The following is a 22,647-nucleotide window of genomic DNA, read 5'->3' on the forward strand; positions in this document are numbered from 1 at the left end:
AGTCATAGCCTCGGCGAGAGGTGCGCAAAGAGTCCTTAGCGATCGTTCAGCTTTGCGCATACGATGTCGCCATGGACGCAGCCGACATCGCCGCCGGCCGGGAGCGCTGGCAGCAGCGCTACGACGCCGCCCGCAAGCGGGACGCAGACTTCACCACCCTGTCCGGGATGCCCGTCGAGCCCGTGTACGGGCCCGCCGACACGGACGGCTACGCGGACTTCGAGCGGATCGGCTGGCCGGGCGAGTTCCCGTACACCCGTGGTCTCTATCCCACCGGTTACCGCGGACGCACCTGGACCATCCGCCAGTTCGCGGGCTTCGGCAACGCGCAACAGACCAACGAGCGCTACAAGATGATCCTCGCCGCCGGTGGCGGCGGCCTCAGCGTCGCGTTCGACATGCCGACGCTGATGGGCCGCGACTCCGACGAGCCGCAGTCGCTCGGCGAGGTCGGCCACTGCGGCGTGGCGATCGACTCGGCCGCCGACATGGAGGTGCTGTTCGACGGCATCGACCTGCAGCAGACGACCACCAGCATGACGATCTCCGGCCCGGCCGTCCCGATCTTCGTGATGTACCTGGTCGCCGCCGAGCGGCAGGGCGCCGACATCAGCAAGCTCGACGGCACCCTGCAGACCGACATCTTCAAGGAGTACATCGCGCAGAAGGAGTGGCTCTTCGAGCCCGAGCCGCACCTGCGCCTGATCGGCGACCTGATGGAGTACTGCGCCGCCGAGATCCCCAAATACAAGCCGCTCAGCGTCTCGGGCTACCACATCCGCGAGGCCGGCTCGACCGCCGCGCAGGAGCTCGCCTACACGCTGGCGGACGGCTTCGGCTACGTCGAGCTGGGCCTGTCCCGCGGGCTCGACGTGAACACCTTCGCGCCGGGCCTGAGCTTCTTCTTCGACGCGCACGTCGACTTCTTCGAGGAGATCGCCAAGTTCCGCGCCGCCCGCCGGATCTGGGCCCGGCACCTGCGCGACGACTACGGCGCGACCAGCGAGAAGGCGCTGTGGCTCAAGTTCCACACGCAGACCGCCGGGGTGTCGCTGACCGCGCAGCAGCCGGTCAACAACGTGGTCCGCACGGCGGTCGAGGCGCTCGCCGCGATCCTCGGCGGCACCAACTCGCTGCACACCAACGCCCTCGACGAGACCCTCGCGCTGCCGACCGACGAGTCCGCCGAGATCGCCCTGCGTACCCAGCAGGTGCTGATGGAGGAGACCGGGGTGACAAACGTGGCCGACCCGCTCGGCGGCTCCTGGTACCTCGAGGCGCTCACCGACCGCATCGAGGCGGAGGCCGAGGAGATCTTCACCCGCATCCGCGACCTGGGCCACGACGGCAGCATGACCTCCGGCATCCTGCGCGGCATCGAGGACGGCTGGTTCACCGCCAACATCGCCGAGGCGGCCTTCGTCTACCAGCAGGCCCTGGAGAAGGGCGAGAAGCGCATCGTCGGCGTCAACGTGCACACCGGCACGGTCGCGAAGGACCTGGAGATCCTGCGGGTCTCCCACGAGGTCGAGATCGAGCAGAAGCGCGCGCTGATCGCCCGCAAGCAGGACCGCGATCCGGTACGGGTGCGAGAGGCGCTGGCGGGGCTCGTGGAGGTCTCGCGCACCACCGGGAACATGATCCCCGCGATGATCGAGGCGGCCCGGGCGGAGGCGACCCTCGGCGAGATCTGCGAGGCGCTCAAGGGCGAGTGGGGGATCTACCGGGAGCCGGCCCGCTTCTAGGACGCGGTGCGGTACCCCGGAGGGTCACACCGCTGCGGGGTACCCCGCCGGGCCTTCCCGGGGCCCGGCGGCACGTCCGATATCGCCTGCCCGGCGCCGACGCGGGCACCCCGGGCAGCGTGCGAGACTAGGTAACCATGAGCGACCCACGGACCACTCCGTCGATCTTCACCCGCGGCGCGGTCGACCTCGGTGCACTGCGTCCCGCGAACAAGCCCGCGCCCGCGGGCCCCGCCGGACCGGCGGCGAGCGCCGGCCCCCTCCCGTCATCGGGTGGTGCGCCGCCCTCGGTGATCGACGTGACCGAAGCGAACTTCCAGACGACCGTCCTCGAGCTGTCCATGACCACCCCGGTGATCCTGGACTTCTGGGCCGAGTGGTGCGAGCCGTGCAAGCAGCTGTCCCCGCTGCTCGAGAAGCTCGCGGCCGAGGGCGCCGGCGGCTGGGTGCTCGGCAAGGTCGATGTGGACGCCAACCCGCGGCTGGCGCAGGCACTGCGGGTGCAGGGCATTCCGATGGTGATCGCGGTCGTGGGCGGTCAGCTCGTCGAGGGCTTCACCGGCGTGCTGCCCGAGGCGCAGATCCGGCAGTACATCGACGCGGTGCTCAAGGCCGGCGGCGTCGAGGTGGCCGCGCCCGAGGACCCCCGGCTCGACGCGGCCGACGACGCGCTCATGACCGGCGACCTGGACGCGGCCGAGGCGGCGTACCGGAAGATCCTGGCCGAGTCGCCGCAGGACCACGCGGCGGAGTCCGGCCTGGCGCAGGTCGAGCTCTACCGCCGGGTCGCCGGCGTGGACGCGGAGAAGGCGCTGGCCAAGGCGGCGGCCGACCCCGACGACCTGGCGGCGCAGCAGCTCGCCGCGGACATCGAGGTGCTCAGCGGGCAGGCCCCGGAGGCGTACGAACGGCTGGTCGCGGCGGTGAAACGGGCAGCCGGCGAGGAGCGGGACGCCGTGCGCAAGCATCTTCTGTCACTCTTCAACGTGGCCGGACCAGATGATCCGGCCGTGGCCGGCGCGCGGCGCGCGCTGGCCAGAGCGCTCTTCTAGGCAAGGTACGGGGTCTCCATGCGCCGCATTGCCGTGCTCGACGCACCGTCCAACCTCGGCCTGCGCCCGCCGACGGCGACGTCGGTTCCGGGCTGTGCCAAGGCGCCCGGAGCCCTGCGCGACCACGGCCTGCTGCGCCGGCTGAACGCCCGCGACGCCGGCTGCCTGACCCCGCCGCGGTACGACCCGGGCGACTGGCGGCCCGGCGACGGGGTGTGCCACGCGCAGGAGATCTCCGGCTACTCGCGCCGGCTCGCCGACCGCATCGGGGCGATCCTGGACCTGGGCGAGTTCCCGGTGGTCCTGGGCGGCGACTGCTCGATCGTGCTCGGCTCGGCGCTGGCGATGCACCGGCTGGGCGAGGCGGTCGGCGGCCGGATCGGCCTGGTCTTCGTGGACGGTCACTCGGACTTCCGGCACCCGGGCAACGCGTCGTACGTCGGCGCCGCGGCGGGCGAGGACCTGGCCCTGGTGACCGGCCGCGGCCAGCCGGACCTCGCGTCGATCGAGGGCCGGCGGCCCTACTACCGCGACATCGACGTGGTGGTGATGGGCATCCGCGCCCAGGACGAGTACCGCCTCGACCTGCAGGCGGCGGGCATCGTGACCCGCCCGGTCCCGGCGCTGCGGGCGGAGGGCGCGGCCCGCAGCGCGCAGTGGGCGCGGGACCAGCTGGTGGACTGCGCGGGCTACTGGGTGCACGTCGACGTCGACGTGCTGGACCCGGCGGTGATGCCGGCGGTGGACGCGCCGGAGCCGGGCGGCATCGCCTTCCCGGAGCTGGAGCTGCTGCTGTCCGGGCTGGTGGAGTCGCCGCACTGCCTGGGCGTGGAGATCACGGTCTTCGATCCCGACTACGACACCGACGGGGTGTTCGCGGAGGAGATCACGTCGACGCTGGTGGCGGGGCTGAAGGCCGCGCACGCGGTCGACGCCCGCCCGGACCTGGTGGAGGCCCGCCGCGACCTCGCCGGGCCCGGCCGGCTCGCGCCCGCCCGGCGGGCCGCCGTGCCCGCCGCGGCGGCCGAAGCCGTCCCGGCGGCCGAAGCCGTCCCGGCGGCCGCGGTTGTCGAGGCGGCCGTGGCGCAGGAGAACGCCACGGATCTGCTCACCGATCCCGATCCCGATCCCGATCCCGATCTTGACGGCGACGTCGAGCTTGACCCGGCACCGAACGTCGAGGTGCTCGCGGACGACTCCGACGAGGAGGAAGAAGAGAAGGTCGACTTCGTTGCCGATTCCTTCGAGGATCCCGCCGCGGACGACGCTGCTCCGGTTGACCGCCTGGACCCGGTTGACCACCAGGACCCGGTTGACCACCAGGACCCGGTTGACCACCAAGACCCGGTTGACCACCAGGACCCGGTCGAGCAACTCGACCCGGACGCGGACGTCGACCCGACCGGCGAGCCCGCCGCGGCCGACGATGTCGTCCTCGATCCGGACCCCGAGCCTGACGAGTCCGTGGTGCGCGCGGCGACCCGGCCGCTGGGCTCCGCGCCGCTGCTGGACTCGAAGCCGCTGCCCGCGACCATGCCCGGCATGCTGCGCCCGCGCATGGTCGAGGACTTCACCCTGCCGGCGCAGCGCCCCGCCTTCGAGGCGGCCCCCGGGCAGCCCGCCGACCGGGCCTGATACCTACTTGTTCAGCGCGGTCAGGAAGCGGTTGGCGATCGGCACCGCCGCCTCCGCGCCCGCACCGCCCTTCTGCACCATCACCGCGAACGCGATGTCGCCCTGCCAGCCGACGAACCAGGCGTGGGTCTCCTGGTCGCCGTCCTTGAACTCGGCCGTGCCGGTCTTGCCCGAGACCGGCTTGCCCGGCACGCCGGCCAGCGCCTGGCCGGTGCCCTTGGTGACCACCTCGCGCATCATCGCGCGCAGCGGCCCGATCGACGCCTCGGTGAGCTGCGGGCCGTCCGCCACCGGTCCGGCCGGCGCCGGGTCGAGGACCAGCCTCGGCTGCTTGAACTGACCGCGGGCCACCGCCGCGGTCGCGCCGGCCATCGCCAGCGGGCTGACCGCGGTGGAGCCCTGGCCGAACGTCGCCGCCGCGAGCTCCGTCGGGCTGTCGGCCGGGGAGATCTCGCCGCTGAAGTTGTCCGCGCCGAGGTCCCACTTCGCGCCGAGGCCGAGCTTGGCCGCCGCGTCCCGCAGGCCGTCCGCGCCCAGCTTGGGCGCGAGGTTGACGAACGCGGTGTTGCAGGACTTCGCGAAGTCGGTGTGGAACGGAACGGAGCCGAGCACCATGTCGTGCGAGTTCTTGAACTCGCGGCCGTTCACCGTCTTGGTCTTCGGACAGTCGACCGCGGCGTCGGCGGTGACCGCGCCCTTGTCGAGCAGGCCCAGCGCCGAGACCATCTTGAACGTCGAGCCGGGCGGCACCCGGCCACTCATCGCCGTGTCGACGCCGCCGCCGTCCGGGCCGTTCGCGACCGCGAGCACGCTGGAGTCGCTGATCCGGACCGCCACCAGCGCGCTGGGCTGCTTCTCGGACGCCACCGCCCGGTCGGCCGCGTTCTGCGTCGCGACGTCGAGCGTGGTCTGCACCGGCCTGCCGGCGGCCGGCTCGGTGCTGAACAGCGGCGAGTCCTCGACCTCGTCGTCGGGCGTCCGGTGCGCGATCACCACGGACTGGCCGGCGGTGCCGCGCAGCTGGGCGTCGTAGCGCTGTTGCAGCCCGCCGTGACCGGCCTGGTCGCCGTCGCGCAGCACCTCCGGGTTGTGGTCGAGGTCCTCGCGGGTCACGGGGTCGACGGTGCCCAGCAGCGCCCGCGCGAACGGGCGGGTGGGCGCGAGCTCGCGCTTCGCCTCCTGGAAGACGGTGCCCTCCAGGGCGCGTACCCGGTCACGGATCTTGTCGTAGTCGGTGCGCCGGAGGGTGACCACGTCGATGAAGGCCCCGTCGTCGGTGGCGTTGCGCACCCGGCCCTGTATCGCCTTGGGGTCCACGTCCACGCCGACGGTCTTGAGGATCTTGCCGAGGTCCTTCGTGAGGGCGGCCGCGTCGGTGATCCGCAGCGGGGTCACGCCGACGGTGACGACGTCGCGCTCGGTGACGATCGGGGTGCCCCCGGCGCCGAGGATGTCGGCCCGTTCGGCGCTCTTGTGACGCAGCTCGAGCGAGTCCCCGGCGGTCAGCTTGTCGTGCACGATCGACGGCTCCCAGACGACGCGCCAGCCGTCGCTGCCGCGCTTGGTGAGCCGGACGGTGCTCCGGTACGACCAGGTGGTGCCGCCGGGCAGCGTCCAGTCCACCTTCACCGGGCCGGTGGCGACCTCGCCGGACTCCTTCGGCTTGCCCTCGACGGTGTGCCGCAGGGGCGCCTTCTTCAGGTCGCCGGTGAGGCCCTGCAGCTCGGTGAGCACGTCGCCCGCGGAGATCTTGGCGCCGTCGGCGGTGACGAAGCCGACCCCACTCAGGTTGCCGGAGCGCCAGCCGGCGAGGAAGTCGTCGAGCGTCTGCTCGGGTCCGTCCGCGCCCGAGCAGGCGGCGGCGCCGCCGGCGAGCAGGAGCAGGGTGGCCAGCGCGGCCGTCCTTCGTCCGTAAAGTCCGGTGCGGCGCATTATGTCACCCTTCCTCTGGCGCTATACGAAAACCTACGGAACGGTAACCGGAGCCGCCTCCCGGCATTGCCCCGCGATGGGGTAGATGCGCCAAAATCGGTGTCGGATCTTTATCCGGACCCCGGGTGTGCTCGCGCCCTCAGCGACACGCTCTAGGCTGATGGCCGAGACGTCGAACCCACAGTGTCGTGGGTGAGGGGAGCGCTGGGCCATGGCTGTCGCCGACGAGGCAGCGATCGAATCCGATCCGGAGCTCGACTTCGGGCACGGTCCCGGGCTCGCCCTGACGGGCCGGCTGGGGACGTCCGACAACGAGCTCGACGAGCCGCTACCCAATGCCGAGCGCCTGGTGGCGCAGGCGGTGGCGCTGGCGGGTGAGGATCACAGCACCGCGTCGCTGGTGGGCCGGTTCTGGCGCTTCGCGCCGGACGAGGAGCTGGTCGGCGATACCCCGGCGGGGATGTACGCCGCCGCGCTCGCGCACCGCGAGCTCGCCGCCGTGCGCCGCCCGGGCGAGCTTCGGCTCGACATCAGCCCCCCGGACGAGAACCAGCCGCACACGGTGCTGTCGATAGTCACCGACGACATGCCGTTCCTGGTCGACTCGGTCACCGCCCTGCTCACCGCGCACCAGCTACAGGTGCACCTGCTCGTGCACCCGCTGATCGTGGTCCGCCGCCGGGAGGACGGCGAGCTGACCCAGCTCGAGGCCGACGTCGAGCCCGACGACGCGATCGACGGCGACCTGGTGGAGAGCTGGATCCGGGTCGAGATCGATCCGGTACGCAAGGCCGAGGCCCGCGAGCAGCTCCGCGAGGCGCTGTGCCGGGTGCTGACCGACGTCCGCGTCGCGGTCGACGACTGGCCGCGGATGCGCCAGCGGGCGGTCGTCATCGCCGACGAGCTGGCCGCCGCGCGCGGCTCCGAACGCAAGCTCCCGGTGCCGGACAAGGACGTCACGGACTCGATCGAGCTGCTCAAGTGGCTGGCACACGACCACTTCACCTTCCTCGGCTATCGCGAGTACCAGCTGAACGGCGACGTGCTGACGGCCGTTCCGGGCAGCGGGCTCGGCATCCTGCGCGGCGACGACAGCACCCCGCGCAAGCTGTCCTCGATGGCTCCGGAGGCGCATCAGCGCGCCCTCGAGAAGCGCCTGCTGGTGATCACCAAGGCCAACTCCCGGGCCACCGTGCACCGGTCGGCCTACCTGGACTACATCGGCGTCAAGGTCTTCCACGAGTCCGGCGAGGTCATCGGCGAGCGCCGCTTCCTGGGCCTGTTCTCCAGCTCCGCCTACCGCACCAGCGTCCGCGAGCTGCCGGTCGTGCGCCGCAAGGTGATGGAGGTGCTGGACCGCTCCGGCCTGTCGCCGCGCGGGCACTCCGGCAAGGACCTGCTGCAGATCCTCGAGACCTATCCGCGCGACGAGCTCTTCCAGATCAAGACCGACGACCTGTACGAGGCGGTGGTCGGCGTACTGCGGATGGCCGGGCGACGGCAGCTGCGGCTGTTCCTGCGCCGCGACGGCTACGGCCGCTTCATCTCGTGCCTGATCTATCTGCCCCGGGACCGGTTCACCACCGCCAACCGGCAGAGCATGCAGGAGATCCTGCTCCGCGAGCTCAACGGCATCGGCGTCGACTACACGACCCGGGTGACCGAGCGGATGCTCGCGCGGGTGCACTTCATCGTGCGGACCGACCCGGCCGATCCGCCGGGCGTCGTCGACCCGAACTCGCTGGCCGAGCTGCTCGCCGACGCGACCCGGATGTGGGACGACGACTTCTCCCTGGTGCTGGAGCGCAAGCTCGGCGAGGAGCCGGCCAAGGACCTGTTCGTGCGCTACGCGACGGCGTTCCCGGACAGCTACAAGGACGGGCACACCCCCTACGAGGCGGTGCAGGACATCGCCAAGCTGGAGCTGCTGGAGGAGCGCGGTCAGCTCGAGATGCACCTCTACCGCAAGCGGCACGTCAACCGGGAGGGCTGCGCCGAGCCGGACGACGCCGACGTGCGGTTCAAGGTCTTCCGGTACGGCGAGCCGATGCTGCTCTCGGCCGTCCTGCCGGTGCTGCACTCGCTCGGCGTCGAGGTCGTCGACGAGCGGCCCTACGAGGTGCGCCGCACCGACGGCACCGTCTACCTCTACGACTTCGGGCTGCTGCCGCCCTCGACCCACCACGAGCTGTCCGAGGTGCGCCCGCAGGTGGAGAACGCCTTCGCGGCCGCCTGGCGGGGCGAGGAGGAGGTCGACGGCTTCAACGAGCTGGTGTTGCGCGCCGGGCTCACCTGGCGTCAGGTCGTCGTGCTCCGGGCGTACGCGAAATATCAGCGGCAGACCGGCAACGTCTTCTCGCAGCGCTACGTCGAGTCGACCTTCATCGCCTATCCGGAGATCGCCCGCCTGCTGGTGCAGCTCTTCGAGGTCCGGTTCTCGCCGCGGCTGGAGATCCTCGATGAGGTGCGGGCGCAGCGTGGCGCCGAGCTGACCGACCAGATCACCACCCTGCTCGACGGCGTCGACAGCCTGGATCAGGACCGGATCCTGCGGTCGTTCCTGACGATGATCCAGGCCACCCTGCGGACCAGCTTCTTCCAGCGCGGCGCCGACTCGCGCCCGAAGTCGTACGTGGCGTTCAAGCTGGACCCGCAGGCCATCCCGGACCTGCCGGCGCCCCGGCCGAAGTACGAGATCTTCGTCTACTCGCCGCGTTTCGAGGGCGTGCACCTGCGCTTCGGCGCGGTCGCGCGCGGCGGCCTGCGCTGGTCCGACCGGCGCGAGGACTTCCGCACCGAGGTGCTCGGCCTGGTCAAGGCGCAGATGGTGAAGAACGCGGTGATCGTGCCGGTCGGCGCCAAGGGCGGCTTCGTGCTCAAGCAGAAGCCGGGCGACCGCGACGAGGCCGTCGCGTGCTACCGGCTCTTCATCGGCGCCCTGCTCGACGTCACCGACAACATCCACAGCGGCAAGATCGTGCCGCCGGTCGACGTGGTCCGGCACGACGGCGACGACCCCTACCTGGTGGTGGCGGCGGACAAGGGCACGGCGACGTTCTCGGACATCGCCAACGAGATCTCGGTGAGCAAGGACTTCTGGCTGGGCGACGCGTTCGCCTCCGGCGGCTCGGCCGGCTACGACCACAAGAAGATGGGCATCACCGCCCGCGGCGCGTGGGAGTCGGTCAAGAAGCACTTCCGGGACCTGGGCACCGACACCCAGTCGCAGGACTTCACCGTGGTCGGCGTCGGCGACATGTCCGGCGACGTCTTCGGCAACGGGATGCTGCTCAGCGAGCACATCCGGCTGGTGGCCGCGTTCGACCACCGGCACATCTTCCTGGACCCGGACCCGGACGCCGCGCGCTCCTTCGCGGAGCGCCGCCGGCTCTTCGACCTGCCGCGCTCGTCCTGGGCGGACTACGACGCCACGCTGATCAGCGAGGGCGGCGGGGTCTTCCCGCGCACCGCGAAGTCGATTCCGGTGACGCCGCAGGTCCGCGCCGCGCTCGACCTCGGCACGGCCACGGCGGTGAGCCCCGCGGACCTGATGCGGGCCATCCTGGCCGCGCCTGTCGATCTGCTCTGGAACGGCGGCATCGGCACCTACGTGAAGGCGACCGCGGAGACGCACGCCGAGGTGGGCGACAAGGCCAACGACGCGATCCGGGTCAACGGGGCGCAGGTCCGGGCCAGGGTGGTCGGCGAGGGCGGCAACCTGGGACTGACCCAGCGCGGCCGCATCGAGTACGCCCGCACCGGCGGGCCGCAGGAGGAGCCGGGCACCGGCCGGGGCGGCCGCATCTTCACCGACTTCATCGACAACACGGCCGGGGTGGACTGCTCCGACCACGAGGTCAACATCAAGATCCTGCTCGGCGGGGCGGTGACCGACGGCGAGTTGACGGTGCCGGCCCGCGACGAACTGCTGGCGGCGATGACCGACGAGGTCGCGGCGCTGGTGCTGCGGGACAACTACGAGCAGGCCTCGGCGCTCGGCAACGCCCGGTCGCAGGCGCATTCGCTGCTGCCGGTGCACCGCCGGATGCTGATCACCATGGAGCAGTCGGGGCAGCTCAACCGCGAGCTCGAGGCGCTGCCGTCCGACAAGGAGCTGGCCGCCCGCTACGAGGCCGGCGAGGGGCTGACGGCGCCGGAGTTCGCGGTGCTGCTGGCGTACGTGAAGATCTCGCTGGAGCGTCAGGTCCTCGCCGACGTGTTGGTCGACGAGGAGTGGACCAACGGGGTCCTGGCCCGGTATTTCCCCACCCCGCTGCGGGAGCGGTTCGGTGCGCGGATGGCGGGCCACCGGCTGCGCCGCGAGATCATCTCGACGGCCCTGGTCAACGAGGTGGTCAACCGCGGCGGCACGTCGTTCGTCTTCCGCGCGATGGAGGAGAGCGGCGCGTCCGCGGCCGACGTGATCCGCGCCTACGTGGTCATCCGCGACGTGTACGGCCTGCGCGAGCTGTGGGAGGCCGCCGAGAAGCTGGACAACGTGGTGCCGACGCCGGCGCAGACGCTGGCGTTCCTGGAGACCCGGCGGCTGCTGGACCGGGCGGTGCGCTGGCTGGTCAGCAACCGCCGTTCGCCGATTGACGTCGCCGGGGAGATCGCCCGGCTGCGCCCCGGCGTGAGCGCCCTGCTGCCGCTGCTGCCGACGGTGGTCGTCGGCGCGGAGCGCAGCTCGCTGAAGAGCCACGTGGCCCTGGTCGTGGAGCGCGGCGTCCCGGAGGAGCTGGCCAATTCCGTGGCCCGCGCCGTGTACGGCTTCGGCCTGCTCGACATCCTGGAGACGGCGGCGGGGACCGCGCACGACCCGGCCGAGGTGGCGAAGGTCTACTTCGTGATCTCGGAACGCTTCCAGATCGACGTGCTGCTCTCGCACATCTCCCGGCTGCCGCGCGGCGACCGCTGGCAGACCCTGGCCCGGATGGCGCTGCGTTACGACCTGTACGCGGCGCTGGCCGGGCTCACGGCCGAGGTGCTGCAGTCGACCTCGTCCGAGGCGGCGCCGGAGGACCGGGTGGCGGAGTGGGAGCGGATGAACGCGGCCTCGATGGCCCGGGCGGGCAACGCGATGGGCAGCATCGAGGAGTCCCCGGCCGACCTGGCGGCGCTGTCGGTCCTGCTCCGCCAGATCCGCACGCTGGTCAAGACCTCCTCGGCCGGCTGATCCGAACGGCCGCGCCCGGTCACCCCGGGCGCGGCCGCGGAGCCGTGGGTACCCCCGAGGGGTATGCTAGGTCCATGACGCAGCAGATCGAGTTGGACATCGGCGGCATGACCTGTGCCGCCTGCGCCAACCGCATCGAGAAGAAGCTCAACCGTCTCGAGGGCGTCACCGCCACCGTCAACTACGCCACCGAGAAGGCCCGGGCCACGGTCCCGGCCGGCCTCGCCGCCGCCGATCTCATCGCCGTGGTGGAGAAGACCGGCTACACGGCCACCGAGCCCAAGGCCGGGCCGGCCGAGGCGGGGCCGGCGGCCGACCCGCTGCGCGTCCGGCTGCTCGTCTCGGTCGTGCTGAGCGTGCCCGTCATCGTCCTCGCCATGGTCCCGGCCTGGCAGTTCACCTACTGGCAGTGGCTATCGCTGACGCTGGCCGCGCCGGTGGTCGTCTACGGCGGCTGGCCCTTCCACCGCTCCGCGTTCGTCAACCTGCGGCACGGCGCCGCCACCATGGACACCCTGGTCTCGATGGGCACGCTCGCCGCGTTCGCCTGGTCGCTCTGGGCGCTCTTCCTCGGCGACGCCGGCATGCCCGGCATGACGCACCCCTTCGAGCTGCGGGCCGGCCCCGCGGGCGGCGACGCCCTCTACCTCGAGGCCGCGGCCGGCGTCACCACGTTCCTGCTGGCCGGGCGCTATGCCGAGGCCCGCGCCAAGCGCCGGGCCGGCGACGCCCTGCGCTCGCTGCTCGCCCTCGGCGCCAAGACGGTCACCCTGGTGGACGGCCGGGAGATCCCGGCCGACGTGCTGCGCGCCGGCGACGTCTTCCAGGTGCGACCGGGGGAGAAGGTCGCCGCGGACGGCGTCGTGGTCGACGGCGCCTCCGCGCTCGACCAGAGCCTGCTCACCGGGGAGTCGGTGCCGGTCGAGGTCGCCGCCGGCGACCCCGTCACCGGCGGCACGGTCAACGCCGGAGGCCGCTTGGTCGTGCGCGCCACCCGCGTCGGCGCCGACACCCAGCTCGCCCAGATGGCCCGCCTGGTCGAGGAGGCGCAGGACGGCAAGGCCGCCGTGCAGCGGCTGGCCGATCGCATCTCCGGCGTCTTCGTGCCGGTGGTGATCGCCCTGGCCGCCGCGACGCTGGGCTACTGGCTGGGTTCGGGCGGGGGGACCACCGCCGCGTTCACCGCCGCCGTCGCCGTGCTGATCATCGCCTGCCCCTGCGCCCTCGGGCTGGCGACGCCGACCGCGCTGCTGGTCGGCACGGGCCGCGGCGCCCAGCTCGGCGTGCTCATCCGCGGGGTGGAGGCCCTGGAGTCGACCCGCCGGGTGGACACGATCGTGCTCGACAAGACCGGAACGGTGACGACCGGGGTCATGACGGTGTCGTGCGTCGTGCCGGAGCCGGGCCGGGACGAGGGCGAGGTGCTGCGGCTGGCCGGGGCCGTCGAGGCGGCGTCCGAGCACCCGCTGGGCCGGGCGATCGTCCGGGCCGCCGCGGCACGCGGGCCGCTGCCCGCGGTGAGCGACTTCAAGGCGACCGCGGGCGTCGGCGTGCGCGGCGTCGTGGAGGGCGCCGAGGTGGAGGTGGCCCGCGGCGCGGGCGACACGGCCGAGACCTGGGTCGAGCTGCGCGTCGACGGCGTCGCCTGGGGCCGCATCGCGCTCGCCGACGCCGTACGCCCGACGAGCGCCGCCGCCGTCCGGGGCCTGCGCGCGCTGGGCCTGGAGCCGGTGCTGGTCACCGGCGACGCGCCCGCGGTGGCCGAGGCGGTCGCCGCGCAGGTCGGCGTCACCGAGGTGATCGCCGGCGTGCTGCCCGCGGGCAAGGTCGACGTGGTCCGGCGGCTGCAGGCGCGCGGCCGCTCGGTGGCGATGGTCGGCGACGGGGTGAACGACGCGGCCGCGCTGGCCCAGGCCGACCTGGGCGTGGCGATGGGCGCGGGCAGCGACGTGGCGATCGAGGCGTCCGACCTGACCCTGATGCGGGGCGACCTGACCGCCGCGGTCGACGCCGTGCGGCTGTCCCGCCGTACGGTGACGATCATCCGGGGGAATCTGTTCTGGGCCTTCGCCTACAACGTGGCGGCGCTGCCGCTCGCGGCGGCGGGCCTGCTCAATCCGATGATCGCGGGCGCGGCGATGGCGCTCAGCTCGATCTTCGTGGTGGCGAACAGCCTGCGGCTGCGCCGCTTCAAGCCTGCGGTGCTCTGAGGCCTGCGGCGGTGTGTGAGCCGGGCGCCTTGTCCCGATGCCTGCTCCCGAAAACATCGGGGCGCCCGGCTCACCATCCGTGCCGCGGGGGAATTCGGACCGGTCCCGAGGTCCGAAGCCCTGCGACATCCCCAGATCCACCTGCAGACGTAACGCTACGTGGCGATGCCCGCACCTTGGAAGCGTTCGGTGCGCGAATTGGCCGAACGGTTGGCCGCTCATGGGCGACAGATCCGGATATTGGGCCGCAACAGGTCGAAAAGTGTTACGTTCTGATCCGGTCAGCTCATGCCACGACTACTTTTAGTAACGAAGGCAATCGGTGCGGAGAGTGATCAGTCCCGGCGGATCATGTCGATCAGCGCGAGGACCTGCCGCAGCGCGGGCCGCAGCACCCGCAGCCGGGAGAGGCCGACGAGCCGGTCGATCAGCGGGACGATGCCGTCGATGAGCCGGCGGGTCCGGCGCTGCTCGGGGGAGCGGTCGTAGACCCAGAAGAGCACCACGCCCATCCAGCTCAGCCAGAGCAGCTCCGGCAGCTCCTTGCGCAGCTCGGGGTCGAGCTTCGCGGACGAGCCGTCCACCACGTCCCGGAAGATCGCGATGGCCGCCTCGCGGGCCGGCGACGACTCCCGGGAGAACGGGCTGAGCGGCGACGACGGCTCGGCCGCGGACTTGAAGAACGTGCCGGCGAACGAGTGGTACGGCACGTTGACGTCGATGCCGGCGTGCAGTACCCCGCGTAACCGGGCGGCGAAGTCCTTCTCGTTCGCCAGTACCGGCTCGGACGCGACCCGGTGCGCTAGCTGGTTGCGGTCGTAGAACCCCTGGATCAGGTGTTCCTTGGAGTCGAAGTAGTAGTAGGCGTTCCCGACCGCGACGCCAGCCTCCTTGGCGATGGCCCGCATGGTGGTCTCGGCGTAGCCGCGCTCGCGGAACAGGCGCAGCGCGGTCTCGAGGATCAGCTGCCGGGTCTGCTCGCCCCGGGCCCGGCGCGGCTTCTCCCCGGCGGGCTGCGGCGTAGCCGGCTCGTCGGCGGGCTGCGGCGGCACGGCCGGACCGTCCGTTGGGTGCGGCGGCACGGCCGGATCGTCGGCGGGGTGCGGCTGCGCGGCCGGCAGGTCGGCGGGGTGCGGCTGCGTGGCCGGCTCGTCGGCGGGGTCAGCGGCAGCTGTCGTCACACACGTCACCGTAGTCTTCCGATCGCGTCGCCTGCCGCGCGGCGGCGGCCGCGGCGATGAAGCGTCGCGCGGTGGGCAGCAGCCGCGGCGAGCCGAGCCGCTCGGCCATCCCGCGGTAGTCCGCCAGGGCCCACAGGCAGGCCAGCCACGCGCCGTCCGACACGTACACCAGCCCGCCGTCGGTGATCACCGTCAGATCCCGCAGGGTCGCCGCATGGTCCAGCCCGGGGAAGCGCCGCCGGGCCGCGGCCGACCCGGCCGCGACGAACTCCAGCGGTACGAGCTGAGCGCGGCCCTCGAGCCAGCGGTGCGCGGTGCGGCAGATCGGGCACCCGTCGTCGTACAGCACGGTGAAGTAGCCGATCCGGCCGGCGGCTTGACCGGCCGGGTCGACGGGCGCAGTCATGCCGGTGTGGGCGGCGGCACGGGTCCCGCGAATCCCTGACCGGCCCAGTTCGCGGCCGGGCCGGGCGCTCCGGTGGCGGGGCCGGCCGGGCCGGCGGGCGGCGGGCGCATCGGGAGTCGTCCGGCCGGCGGCAGCGGCGGCATGGTCTGCTGCTGGCGCAGCCGTCCGCGCCGGTAGCGGCTCAGCAGGAACACGTTGCAGACGTGCAGCACGCCGAGCACCAGCAGGACGAAACCTATCTTGTAGGACAGCGTCTCCAGCGCCTTCGCCGCGTCCGGAACCCGGGCGCCGGAGCGCATCGCCACCGCGACGTAGCCGAGGTTCAGCAGGTAGAACCCCATCACGAGCAGCTGGTTTACCGCCTTCGCCAGGCGGCTGTCCGCGAAGACGTCCTCCAGGAAGACCATTCCGTTGCGGGACAGCGTCGTCGCCACCCAGACCGTCAGCCCGACGCTGACGACCAGGTAGGCCAGGTACATCCAGACCTTGTGGTCCATGGCCCAAACCTTTCTTGAACGCGTCAACTGGTGTCGCGCTCAGCGTAGGCGCTTGTTTGAACGCGTTCAATGAGACTCGGAACACAAAGAGGCAGCGGCGGGAGGTGGCCCGCCGCTGCCTCGGCCCCTGTGCCCCAAAATCGTTCGCGGTAAGCCCGAGGGCCTCCGCCGCCGGGCGGCGGCTGAAGGTCAGCTGTTCGCGGTGCCCGAGAGTCCCGCCGCCGCGCGGCCGCTGGGGGCCTGCCGTTTCCGGTGCACGAGGGTCTTCGCCGCCGCGCGGCGGCTGGGGTCGGCCGGTCGCGGTGCCCGAGGGGCCTTCGCCGCCGGGTGGCGCCGGGGGTGTCAGCCGTTGGCGGTGCCCGAGAGTCCCGCCGCCGGGCGGCGGCTGGGGTCAGTCGTTCGCGGTCAGGCCGAGGGCCTCCGCCGCCGCGCGGCCGTTGGCGTGGCTCGCGCCGTAGGTGGTGACGAAGGCCCGCGCCCCGGCCGGGCGCCACGCGGACGGCCAGCCCATCTCCACCACGGTGACGGCATGGCTCGCGGCGAGCCGCTCGATCAGCGCCCGGGTCGCCTCGGCCCGGTGGGTGTGCCGGCCGACGAGGACGATCGGCCGGGCGCCGGCCCGCTCGGCGAGCGACTCGGGCGCGGTGTCCGCGGCCACGACCGTCACCTGCTCGGTCCCGTTCAGGTGCGGCCGGAGCCCCCACGGCACCCGGCCCTCGGCGATCGAGTGGCCGGATTCCAGGTGCACGACCAGCGGCTGGGCCAGGCCGGAGAGGGTGCCCTCGATCCGGATGGCGCGGCGGGCGGCCGCGTAGCCGAGCGCCGCGTCGTGCGGCACGGGGGGCACCGGGCGCCGCGTCCACGCCGCCATCGCGGCGTTGCGCTCGGCGGCCTCCTCGAGCCGCGCCGGCGCCAGGCGGCCGTCGCGCACCCCGGCGACGATCTCCGCGGTGACCGCCTCGACGAGCGCCAGGTCGACCTGGGCGCCGATGCAGAGCAGGTCGGCGCCCGCCGCCAGCGCGAGCACGGCGGCCCGGCCGATGCCGCCGGCCGCCACCGCGGCGCCCTTCATCTCCAGCGCGTCGGTGATGACGACGCCGCGGAAGCCGTACTCGCCCCGGAGCAGGTCGGTCAGCGCCGCCCGGCTGAAGGTGGCCGGGCCGGCGCCGGTCAGCGCGGGCACCCGGATGTGCGCGGTCATGATCGCCTGCGACCCGGCGGCCACCGCGGCCGCGAACGGCGGCAGGTCGCGCTCGCGCAGCACGGACAGCGGGGCGTCGACGGTCGGAAGCTCGAGGTGCGAGTCGGTCGTCGTGGCGCCGTGGCCCGGGAAGTGTTTCGCGCAGGCGGCGACGCCGTTGGCCTGCAGGCCGGTGATCGCGGCGGCGGAGTGCCGGGCCACCAGCGCCGGGTCGGCCCCGAACGAGCGGGTGCCGATGATCGGGTTGTCGTCGGCGGTGTTCACGTCGACGGTCGGGGCCAGGTCGAGGTTGATGCCCGCCGCGGCGAGGTCGGCGCCGACGGCCGCGTACACCGTACGGGTGAGGTCCGGGTCGTCGACGGCGCCGAGCGCGGCGTTGCCCGGGTAGGGGCTGCCGGTCAGGTGGGCCAGGCGCGTGACGTCGCCGCCCTCCTCGTCGATGGCGATCAGGGCGTCCGGCCGGGCGGCCCGCAACTCGCCGGTGAGGCGGCGGAGCTGTACCGGTTCAGCGACGTTGGTGCCGTAGAGGGTGTGGCCGGCCAGGCCCTCGGTGAGCAGTCGCAACGCCCATTCCGGCGCAGATTTCCCCGCAAAAGCGGCGAGCTGAGTCCGCAATGCGAGTCGGCGTAGACCCGGGTCGATCGGCATGGTTTCCTTCCTCGGTTCAGCTCTGGTTATCCTGCCGGTCGAGCTGCCATGATCGTCGGACGTCTATCGGACACGGCGCACGGCCGGTGAGTGTGCCGACCGTTACGCTGCCGCTACCTGATGTGCGCCGATAATGTAATAGGAAATAATCCTAAATACTAGGGACGTAGTTATGGCTGCCACCCGCCTGCCGGGGACCCCCCGGTTGCTGCGCGCGCTCAACGACCGCGCCGCGCTGGAACTGCTGCTCACGAAGGGCCCGCTGACCCGGGCGCAGCTCGGCGAGATGACCGGCCTGAGCAAGGTCACCGCCTCGCAGCTGGTCGAGCGCCTCGAGGAGCGCGGCCTCGTGCGCCGCGTCGGTGAGCAGGCTGGCGGTCGCGGCCCGAACGCGCAGCTGTACGCCGTCACTCCCGGTAGTGCGCACGTCATCGGCGTCGAGGTCCTGCCGGACCGGGTCATCGCGGCCTGCGCGGACATCACCGGCGACGTCGTCGGCCGCAGCGAGCAGTCGACGCAGGACGGCGACGACCCGGTGCGCGCCGTGCACAACGCGGTCGTGCAGGCGGCCGGCCGCGGCGGCGCCGACATGGAGTCGGTGCGCCGCGTCGTGCTCGGCACCCCGGGCATCGTCGACCCGCAGACCAGCGAGGTCTCGTTCGCCTTCGACCTGCCCCGCTGGCACCGCGGCCTGCTCGCCGAGCTGCGCCGCGACCTGAGCACGCCGGTGGTCTTCGGCAACGACGTCAACCTGGCCGCCGTCGCCGAGCAGCACAACGGCGCCGCCCGGGGCCACGACGACTTCGTACTGATCTGGGTCGGCCGCGGCGTCGGCCTCGCGACCGTCATCGGCGGCCGGCTGCACCAGGGCAGCACGGGTGCGGCCGGCGAGATCGGCTACCTGCCGGTGGCCGGCGCCGAGATCCCGCGCAACGTCTCGAAGCGCGGCGCCAACGGCGCCTTCCAGACCCTGGTCGCCTCCGGCGCCGCCAAGGCCATCGGCAGGAAGTACGGCTTGCGCGGCACCGAGTCCGTCGACGTGGTGCGCGCGGCCGTCGCCGCCGGCGCGGCGGGCGAGCCGATGCTTGACGAACTGGCCGGCCGGCTCGCCCTCGGCGTCGCCGCCACCTGCGTCGTCCTCGATCCGCCGCTGGTCGTGCTGGCCGGCGAGGTGAGCCAGGCCGGCGGGACGGCCCTGGCCGAGCGGGTGGAGCGCGAGGTCGCCGCCATCACCCTGGTCGCCCCCAAGGTCGTGATCAGCGAGGTCGCGGTCGAGCCGATCCTCAACGGAGCACTGCTGACGGCCCTCGAATCGGTACGCGAAGAGGTCTTCGGCTCCACCACGGGCTAGCCGGGGACGGAGGCGGGTCCCGCCTCGGGCTCGGTGTCGGGAGGCCCGGCGGCTGCATGGTTGGATGGACGCGTGCTCGAGGCAGCGACTCCCACCCCACCTGACGACGACACCGTCATCTCCTTCGACCGGGTGAGCGTGATCCGCGGCGGCAGCTTCCTGCTGCGCGGGCTCAGCTGGCAGGTCGAGCTCGACGAGCGATGGGTGATCCTGGGCCCGAACGGCGCCGGCAAGACGACGCTGCTGAGCCTCGCGTCGGGCCGGATCCACCCGTCCCGCGGCACCGCCTGGGTGCTGGGCGAGCGGCTCGGGCGCACGGACATCACCGAGCTGCGTACCCGGATCGGGCTCAGCACCGGGCAGTTCGCCGACCGGGTGCCGCCGGCCGAGCGGGTCCTCGACGTCGTGGTCACGGCGGCCTGGTCCGTCGTCGGCCGCTGGCGGGAGAGCTACGACCCGCAGGACGAGGCCCGGGCCCGGGCGCTGCTGCACCAGCTGGGCATGGGCGCGCTGATCGAGCGCGAGTTCGGCACCCTCTCCGAGGGCGAGCGCAAGCGCACCCAGATCGCCCGCGCGCTCATGACCGACCCCGAGCTGATGCTGCTGGACGAGCCGGCCGCCGGGCTGGACCTGGGCGGCCGCGAGGACCTGATCGGGCGCCTCACCGAGCTGGCCGAGGACCCGGACGCGCCGGCCCTGGTGCTGGTCACCCATCACGTCGAGGAGATTCCGCCGGGCTTCACCCACGCGATGCTGCTACGCGAGGGCACGGTCGTCGCGGCGGGCCTGCTGGGCGAGACCCTGACTGCCGACAACCTGTCCAAGACGTTCGGGCTGCCGCTGGTGGTTCAGCGCAGCGGCGACCGTTACATGGCGCGGGCGGCCTGAGGCGCCACGATGGCCGTTTCCCCGCCCCGGGTCGTGATAGCCGGCAGCGCCAACATGGACCTCGTCGGGCTCGCCGCCCGGCTGCCGCTGCCCGGCGAGACCGTGCTCGGCGACGACTTCGTGATGGCGCCGGGCGGCAAGGGCGCCAATCAGGCCATCGCGGCGGTCCGGGCCGGCGCGGTGTGCGCGATGCTGGGCGCGATCGGCTCGGACGCGTTCGGCGTCACGATCAAGGCCCGGCTCAACGCGTCCGGCGTGGACACCGCGAACCTGCGCACCAGCTACGGCGCGTCCGGCGTGGCGGTGATCATGGTGGATCGCGCGGGGGAGAACTCGATCATCGTGAGCCCGGGTGCGAACAGCTCGTTCGCGGGCCTGAGCGCCGCGGAGACCGCGGTCATCGCGGAGAGCGACGTGCTGGTCTGCCAGCAGGAGATTCCCGTGGAAACCGTGGTGGCGGCCGCGCAGGCGGCGCAGGGGGGCGGCACCCGGGTGATCCTGAACGCGGCACCCGCCCGCGAGCTGCCGCCGGAACTGCTCGCCGCGGTGGACCTGCTGGTGGTGAACGAGGGCGAGGCGCGGGCGATCACCGGGTCGGCGGAGCCGGACGTCGCCGGGCTGCTGGCGCTCGTGCCGCGGGTGGTGCTGACCCTGGGCGGCGCCGGCTCCTGGTACGCGGACCGCGACGGCGCCGACGAGCGGATCCCGGCCTGCGCGGTCGACGTGGTGGACACGACCGCGGCCGGCGACGCGTTCACGGGCGCGCTGGCCGTGGCCTGGGGCGAGGGCCGTGACCTGGTGGACGCGGTCCGCTGGGCGAACGCGGCGGGCGCCGCCTGCGTACGCAAGGTGGGCGCCAGCAACGCGCTGCCGACGCGCGCGGAGATCGACGAGCTCTACCGGCGGACCGGCTAGACCGTCAGCTCTCCCGGGCCATCGTCACGAAGCGGTGCACCTCGCTGCGGAGTACCTCGGCCAGCTGGCTCAGCCCGGCCGTGCCGGAGTCGTGCCCGCCGTCGACGGCGATCGCGATGCCGCTCACCAGGCCGCTCATCTCCCGGAGGCTGGCGGTCACCGCCTCCAGCACCTCGACCGAGTCCACCGCCGCCTGCTGGACGGTGTTGACCTGGCCGAGGATCTCCTCGCTCGAGCTGCTGGTCTCGTTGGCCAGGTTTTTGACCTCGTCGGCCACCACGCTGAAGCCGCGGCCCGCGTCGCCCGCCCGGGCCGCCTCGATCGTCGCGTTCAGGGCCAGCAGGCGGGTCTGCGACGCGACCGAGTTGATCAGGTCGACGGCCTTGCGGATCTCGTCGGAGGCGCTGCGCAGCGAGCCGACGGTCCCGACGCCCCGCTCGGCCTCGGTGACCGCGTCGCGGGCGAAGTCCGCCAGGCCGTTCGCCGTGGCGCCCATCTCCGTCGCCGCCGTCGCCACCTGCTCGGAGACGGTGAGCACGGTGCTCTCGAGCTCGTCGGCGAGCGCCGCCCGGGAGCGGCCGGCCTCCTCGATGCGGTCCGCGGACCGGTTCATCTCGTCGATGGACCGGGAGATCTGTGCGGCCGCGTCGCGGAACGAGCCGCCCATGCCGCCGGTGAGAAATCGCCTGTGGAAACGCCCCTCGGCCGCCGCGGCCAGCGACGCGCCCGCCTCGCGGACGAAGGTGTCAGTGGTGTCGAGCAGCCGGTTGAGCGCCGTGCGGGCGGCCTCGGCCTCGGCGGAGTCCCCGAGCGACGGCATCCGGACCTCGGTGTCGCCGGCCGCGGCCCGCTCGCTGACCTGCGTGATCAGGCGCAGGGCCTCGGCGCTCACCGCGCGGCTCCGTTCGTCGGCGGCCAGACGAACAAGCCGCGCGGATCGGTATTGGTGATGATCGGTTCGTCCTCGCCGAGCCTGCGCTCCACGCCGGTCGGCGGCACCCTGGTGGCCTTCATGGTCCACGTATCGTCGCCGGTCGCCGGCCGGTCCCGGGGCCGGATCGCGGGAATTCACCGCCTGGCGACGCGCAGTCCCCAGAGGACCAGTGGCACCTGCAGCGGCAGCCGGCCGTACGCGATGGCCCGGCGCGCGGGTGACGCGTGCCGCCAGTCGGCCGCCATCTTGACGTTGGCGGGGAACACGCAGGCGAAGAGGCCGGCGGCGGCCAGGCCGCCGAGCCGGCGGGTGCCCGGGTTGACGATCGCGGCCGCGACGGCCAGCTCGGCGGCGCCGCTGAGCCGCGTCCAGGTCCGCGGTCTGCCGGGCAGCGAGCGGGGCACGATGGCGTCGAAGGGCCGGGGCCGGGCGAAGTGCAGCACGCCGGAGGCGGCGAGCAGCCCGGCCAGCGCCAGTGCGCTCCGGTCGGCGTTGCTCATCGGGCGCCCGGTGACCGGCGGGGGACGGGGTCGTCGTCGAGGGCGCGCTGCAGGGCGCGGTAGACCTGGCCGAACCGTTGCTTGTCGCTTGTCGTCATCAGCAGGACCTCCTCGCCGCCGACCCGGGCCCAGATCTCGCGCCGGTGGCTGCCCCGGTCGTAGGAGCGGTCGACGAATTCGAGGAGCACGTCGGCCAGGGGCAGGGTGGCCAGGCCGATGAGCACGCCGCCGCCGGCCAGGGCGATCGTCGTCGCGGTCGAGGCGTCGATGACCAGTGCGATGAGGATGCCGAGGGCGCCGACGACGATCGGCGCGGCGATGGCACCGGCGCGGCCGCCGGTCGTGGCGCACGATCGCCCGCCGCGGCGGCCTCGCC

16 protein-coding genes and 1 pseudogene are annotated in these 22,647 nt (G+C 72.9%); 8 read left to right on the forward strand and 9 right to left on the reverse strand.

Going from position 1 to position 22,647, the window contains the following annotated elements; genetic code table 11:
- The first annotated feature begins 71 nt into the window (after positions 1-71).
- From AB0F10_RS08045 to AB0F10_RS08055, 3 genes and pseudogenes are all read left to right on the forward strand, one after another.
- Positions 72-1,745, forward strand: a complete 1,674-nt coding sequence (locus tag AB0F10_RS08045) for a methylmalonyl-CoA mutase family protein (RefSeq protein WP_360621274.1) — start codon at positions 72-74, stop codon at positions 1,743-1,745.
- Positions 1,746-1,882: 137 nt separating this feature from the next.
- Positions 1,883-2,797: a tetratricopeptide repeat protein gene (locus tag AB0F10_RS08050; RefSeq protein WP_360621276.1), complete on the forward strand. Its 915-nt coding sequence runs from the start codon at positions 1,883-1,885 to the stop codon at positions 2,795-2,797.
- A gap of 18 nt (positions 2,798-2,815) precedes the next feature.
- A pseudogene (locus AB0F10_RS08055) lies at positions 2,816-3,712 on the forward strand (arginase family protein); the annotation flags it as partial.
- Positions 3,713-4,435: 723 nt separating this feature from the next.
- Here the strand turns inward: AB0F10_RS08055 and AB0F10_RS08060 are convergent.
- A complete protein-coding gene (locus AB0F10_RS08060) occupies positions 4,436-6,364 on the reverse strand; it encodes a penicillin-binding transpeptidase domain-containing protein (protein WP_360621278.1) in 1,929 nt (642 codons plus the stop codon).
- A 211-nt stretch (positions 6,365-6,575) separates the two neighbouring features.
- On the opposite strand from AB0F10_RS08060, the gene AB0F10_RS08065 reads away from it, so the two are divergent.
- Positions 6,576-11,540, forward strand: coding sequence for an NAD-glutamate dehydrogenase (locus AB0F10_RS08065; protein ID WP_360621281.1), 4,965 nt, complete (start codon positions 6,576-6,578; stop codon positions 11,538-11,540).
- Positions 11,541-11,614: 74 nt separating this feature from the next.
- Positions 11,615-13,750: a heavy metal translocating P-type ATPase gene (locus AB0F10_RS08070; RefSeq protein WP_360621283.1), complete on the forward strand. Its 2,136-nt coding sequence runs from the start codon at positions 11,615-11,617 to the stop codon at positions 13,748-13,750.
- A gap of 335 nt (positions 13,751-14,085) precedes the next feature.
- Here AB0F10_RS08070 and AB0F10_RS08075 read toward each other — a convergent pair whose 3' ends face one another.
- The 4 genes from AB0F10_RS08075 to AB0F10_RS08090 form a co-directional block, all read right to left on the reverse strand.
- Positions 14,086-14,715: a TetR family transcriptional regulator gene (locus tag AB0F10_RS08075; RefSeq protein WP_360621314.1), complete on the reverse strand. Its 630-nt coding sequence runs from the start codon at positions 14,713-14,715 to the stop codon at positions 14,086-14,088.
- A 196-nt stretch (positions 14,716-14,911) separates the two neighbouring features.
- Positions 14,912-15,337, reverse strand: coding sequence for a DCC1-like thiol-disulfide oxidoreductase family protein (locus AB0F10_RS08080; RefSeq protein WP_360621285.1), 426 nt, complete (start codon positions 15,335-15,337; stop codon positions 14,912-14,914).
- On the reverse strand, positions 15,334-15,834 hold the full coding sequence (locus AB0F10_RS08085; protein ID WP_360621287.1) for a hypothetical protein: 501 nt from the start codon (positions 15,832-15,834) through the stop codon (positions 15,334-15,336). Before AB0F10_RS08085 ends, AB0F10_RS08080 begins: the two co-directional genes overlap by 4 nt.
- Before the next feature lie 391 nt (positions 15,835-16,225).
- Entirely contained in the window at positions 16,226-17,683 is a 1,458-nt protein-coding gene (locus tag AB0F10_RS08090) for a glycoside hydrolase family 3 N-terminal domain-containing protein (RefSeq protein ID WP_360621289.1), read from the reverse strand.
- A 172-nt stretch (positions 17,684-17,855) separates the two neighbouring features.
- Here AB0F10_RS08090 and AB0F10_RS08095 point away from each other — a divergent pair, with 172 nt between their 5' ends.
- The 3 genes from AB0F10_RS08095 (at position 17,856) to AB0F10_RS08105 (ending at position 20,837) form a co-directional block, all read left to right on the forward strand.
- A complete protein-coding gene (locus AB0F10_RS08095; protein ID WP_360621291.1) occupies positions 17,856-19,034 on the forward strand; it encodes an ROK family transcriptional regulator in 1,179 nt (392 codons plus the stop codon).
- A gap of 72 nt (positions 19,035-19,106) precedes the next feature.
- On the forward strand, positions 19,107-19,922 hold the full coding sequence (locus tag AB0F10_RS08100) for an ABC transporter ATP-binding protein (protein ID WP_360621293.1): 816 nt from the start codon (positions 19,107-19,109) through the stop codon (positions 19,920-19,922).
- A gap of 9 nt (positions 19,923-19,931) precedes the next feature.
- On the forward strand, positions 19,932-20,837 hold the full coding sequence (locus AB0F10_RS08105; RefSeq protein ID WP_360621295.1) for a ribokinase: 906 nt from the start codon (positions 19,932-19,934) through the stop codon (positions 20,835-20,837).
- A 4-nt stretch (positions 20,838-20,841) separates the two neighbouring features.
- Here the strand turns inward: AB0F10_RS08105 and AB0F10_RS08110 are convergent, their stop codons facing one another.
- The 4 genes from AB0F10_RS08110 to AB0F10_RS08125 all read right to left on the reverse strand — a co-directional run.
- On the reverse strand, positions 20,842-21,729 hold the full coding sequence (locus tag AB0F10_RS08110) for a methyl-accepting chemotaxis protein (protein WP_360621297.1): 888 nt from the start codon (positions 21,727-21,729) through the stop codon (positions 20,842-20,844).
- Positions 21,726-21,851, reverse strand: a complete 126-nt coding sequence (locus AB0F10_RS08115) for a hypothetical protein (protein WP_360621299.1) — start codon at positions 21,849-21,851, stop codon at positions 21,726-21,728. Before AB0F10_RS08115 ends, AB0F10_RS08110 begins: the two co-directional genes overlap by 4 nt.
- Before the next feature lie 54 nt (positions 21,852-21,905).
- Complete coding sequence (locus AB0F10_RS08120) at positions 21,906-22,271, reverse strand: DoxX family protein (RefSeq protein ID WP_360621301.1); 366 nt, start codon at positions 22,269-22,271, stop codon at positions 21,906-21,908.
- Positions 22,268-22,647, reverse strand: a 380-nt coding sequence (locus AB0F10_RS08125; protein ID WP_360621303.1) for a DUF6232 family protein, incomplete at its 5' end; no start/stop codon positions are given. The genes AB0F10_RS08120 and AB0F10_RS08125, both read right to left, overlap by 4 nt.

Source organism: Actinoplanes sp. NPDC026623, from assembly GCF_040638275.1.
Taxonomy (GTDB): domain Bacteria; phylum Actinomycetota; class Actinomycetes; order Mycobacteriales; family Micromonosporaceae; genus Actinoplanes.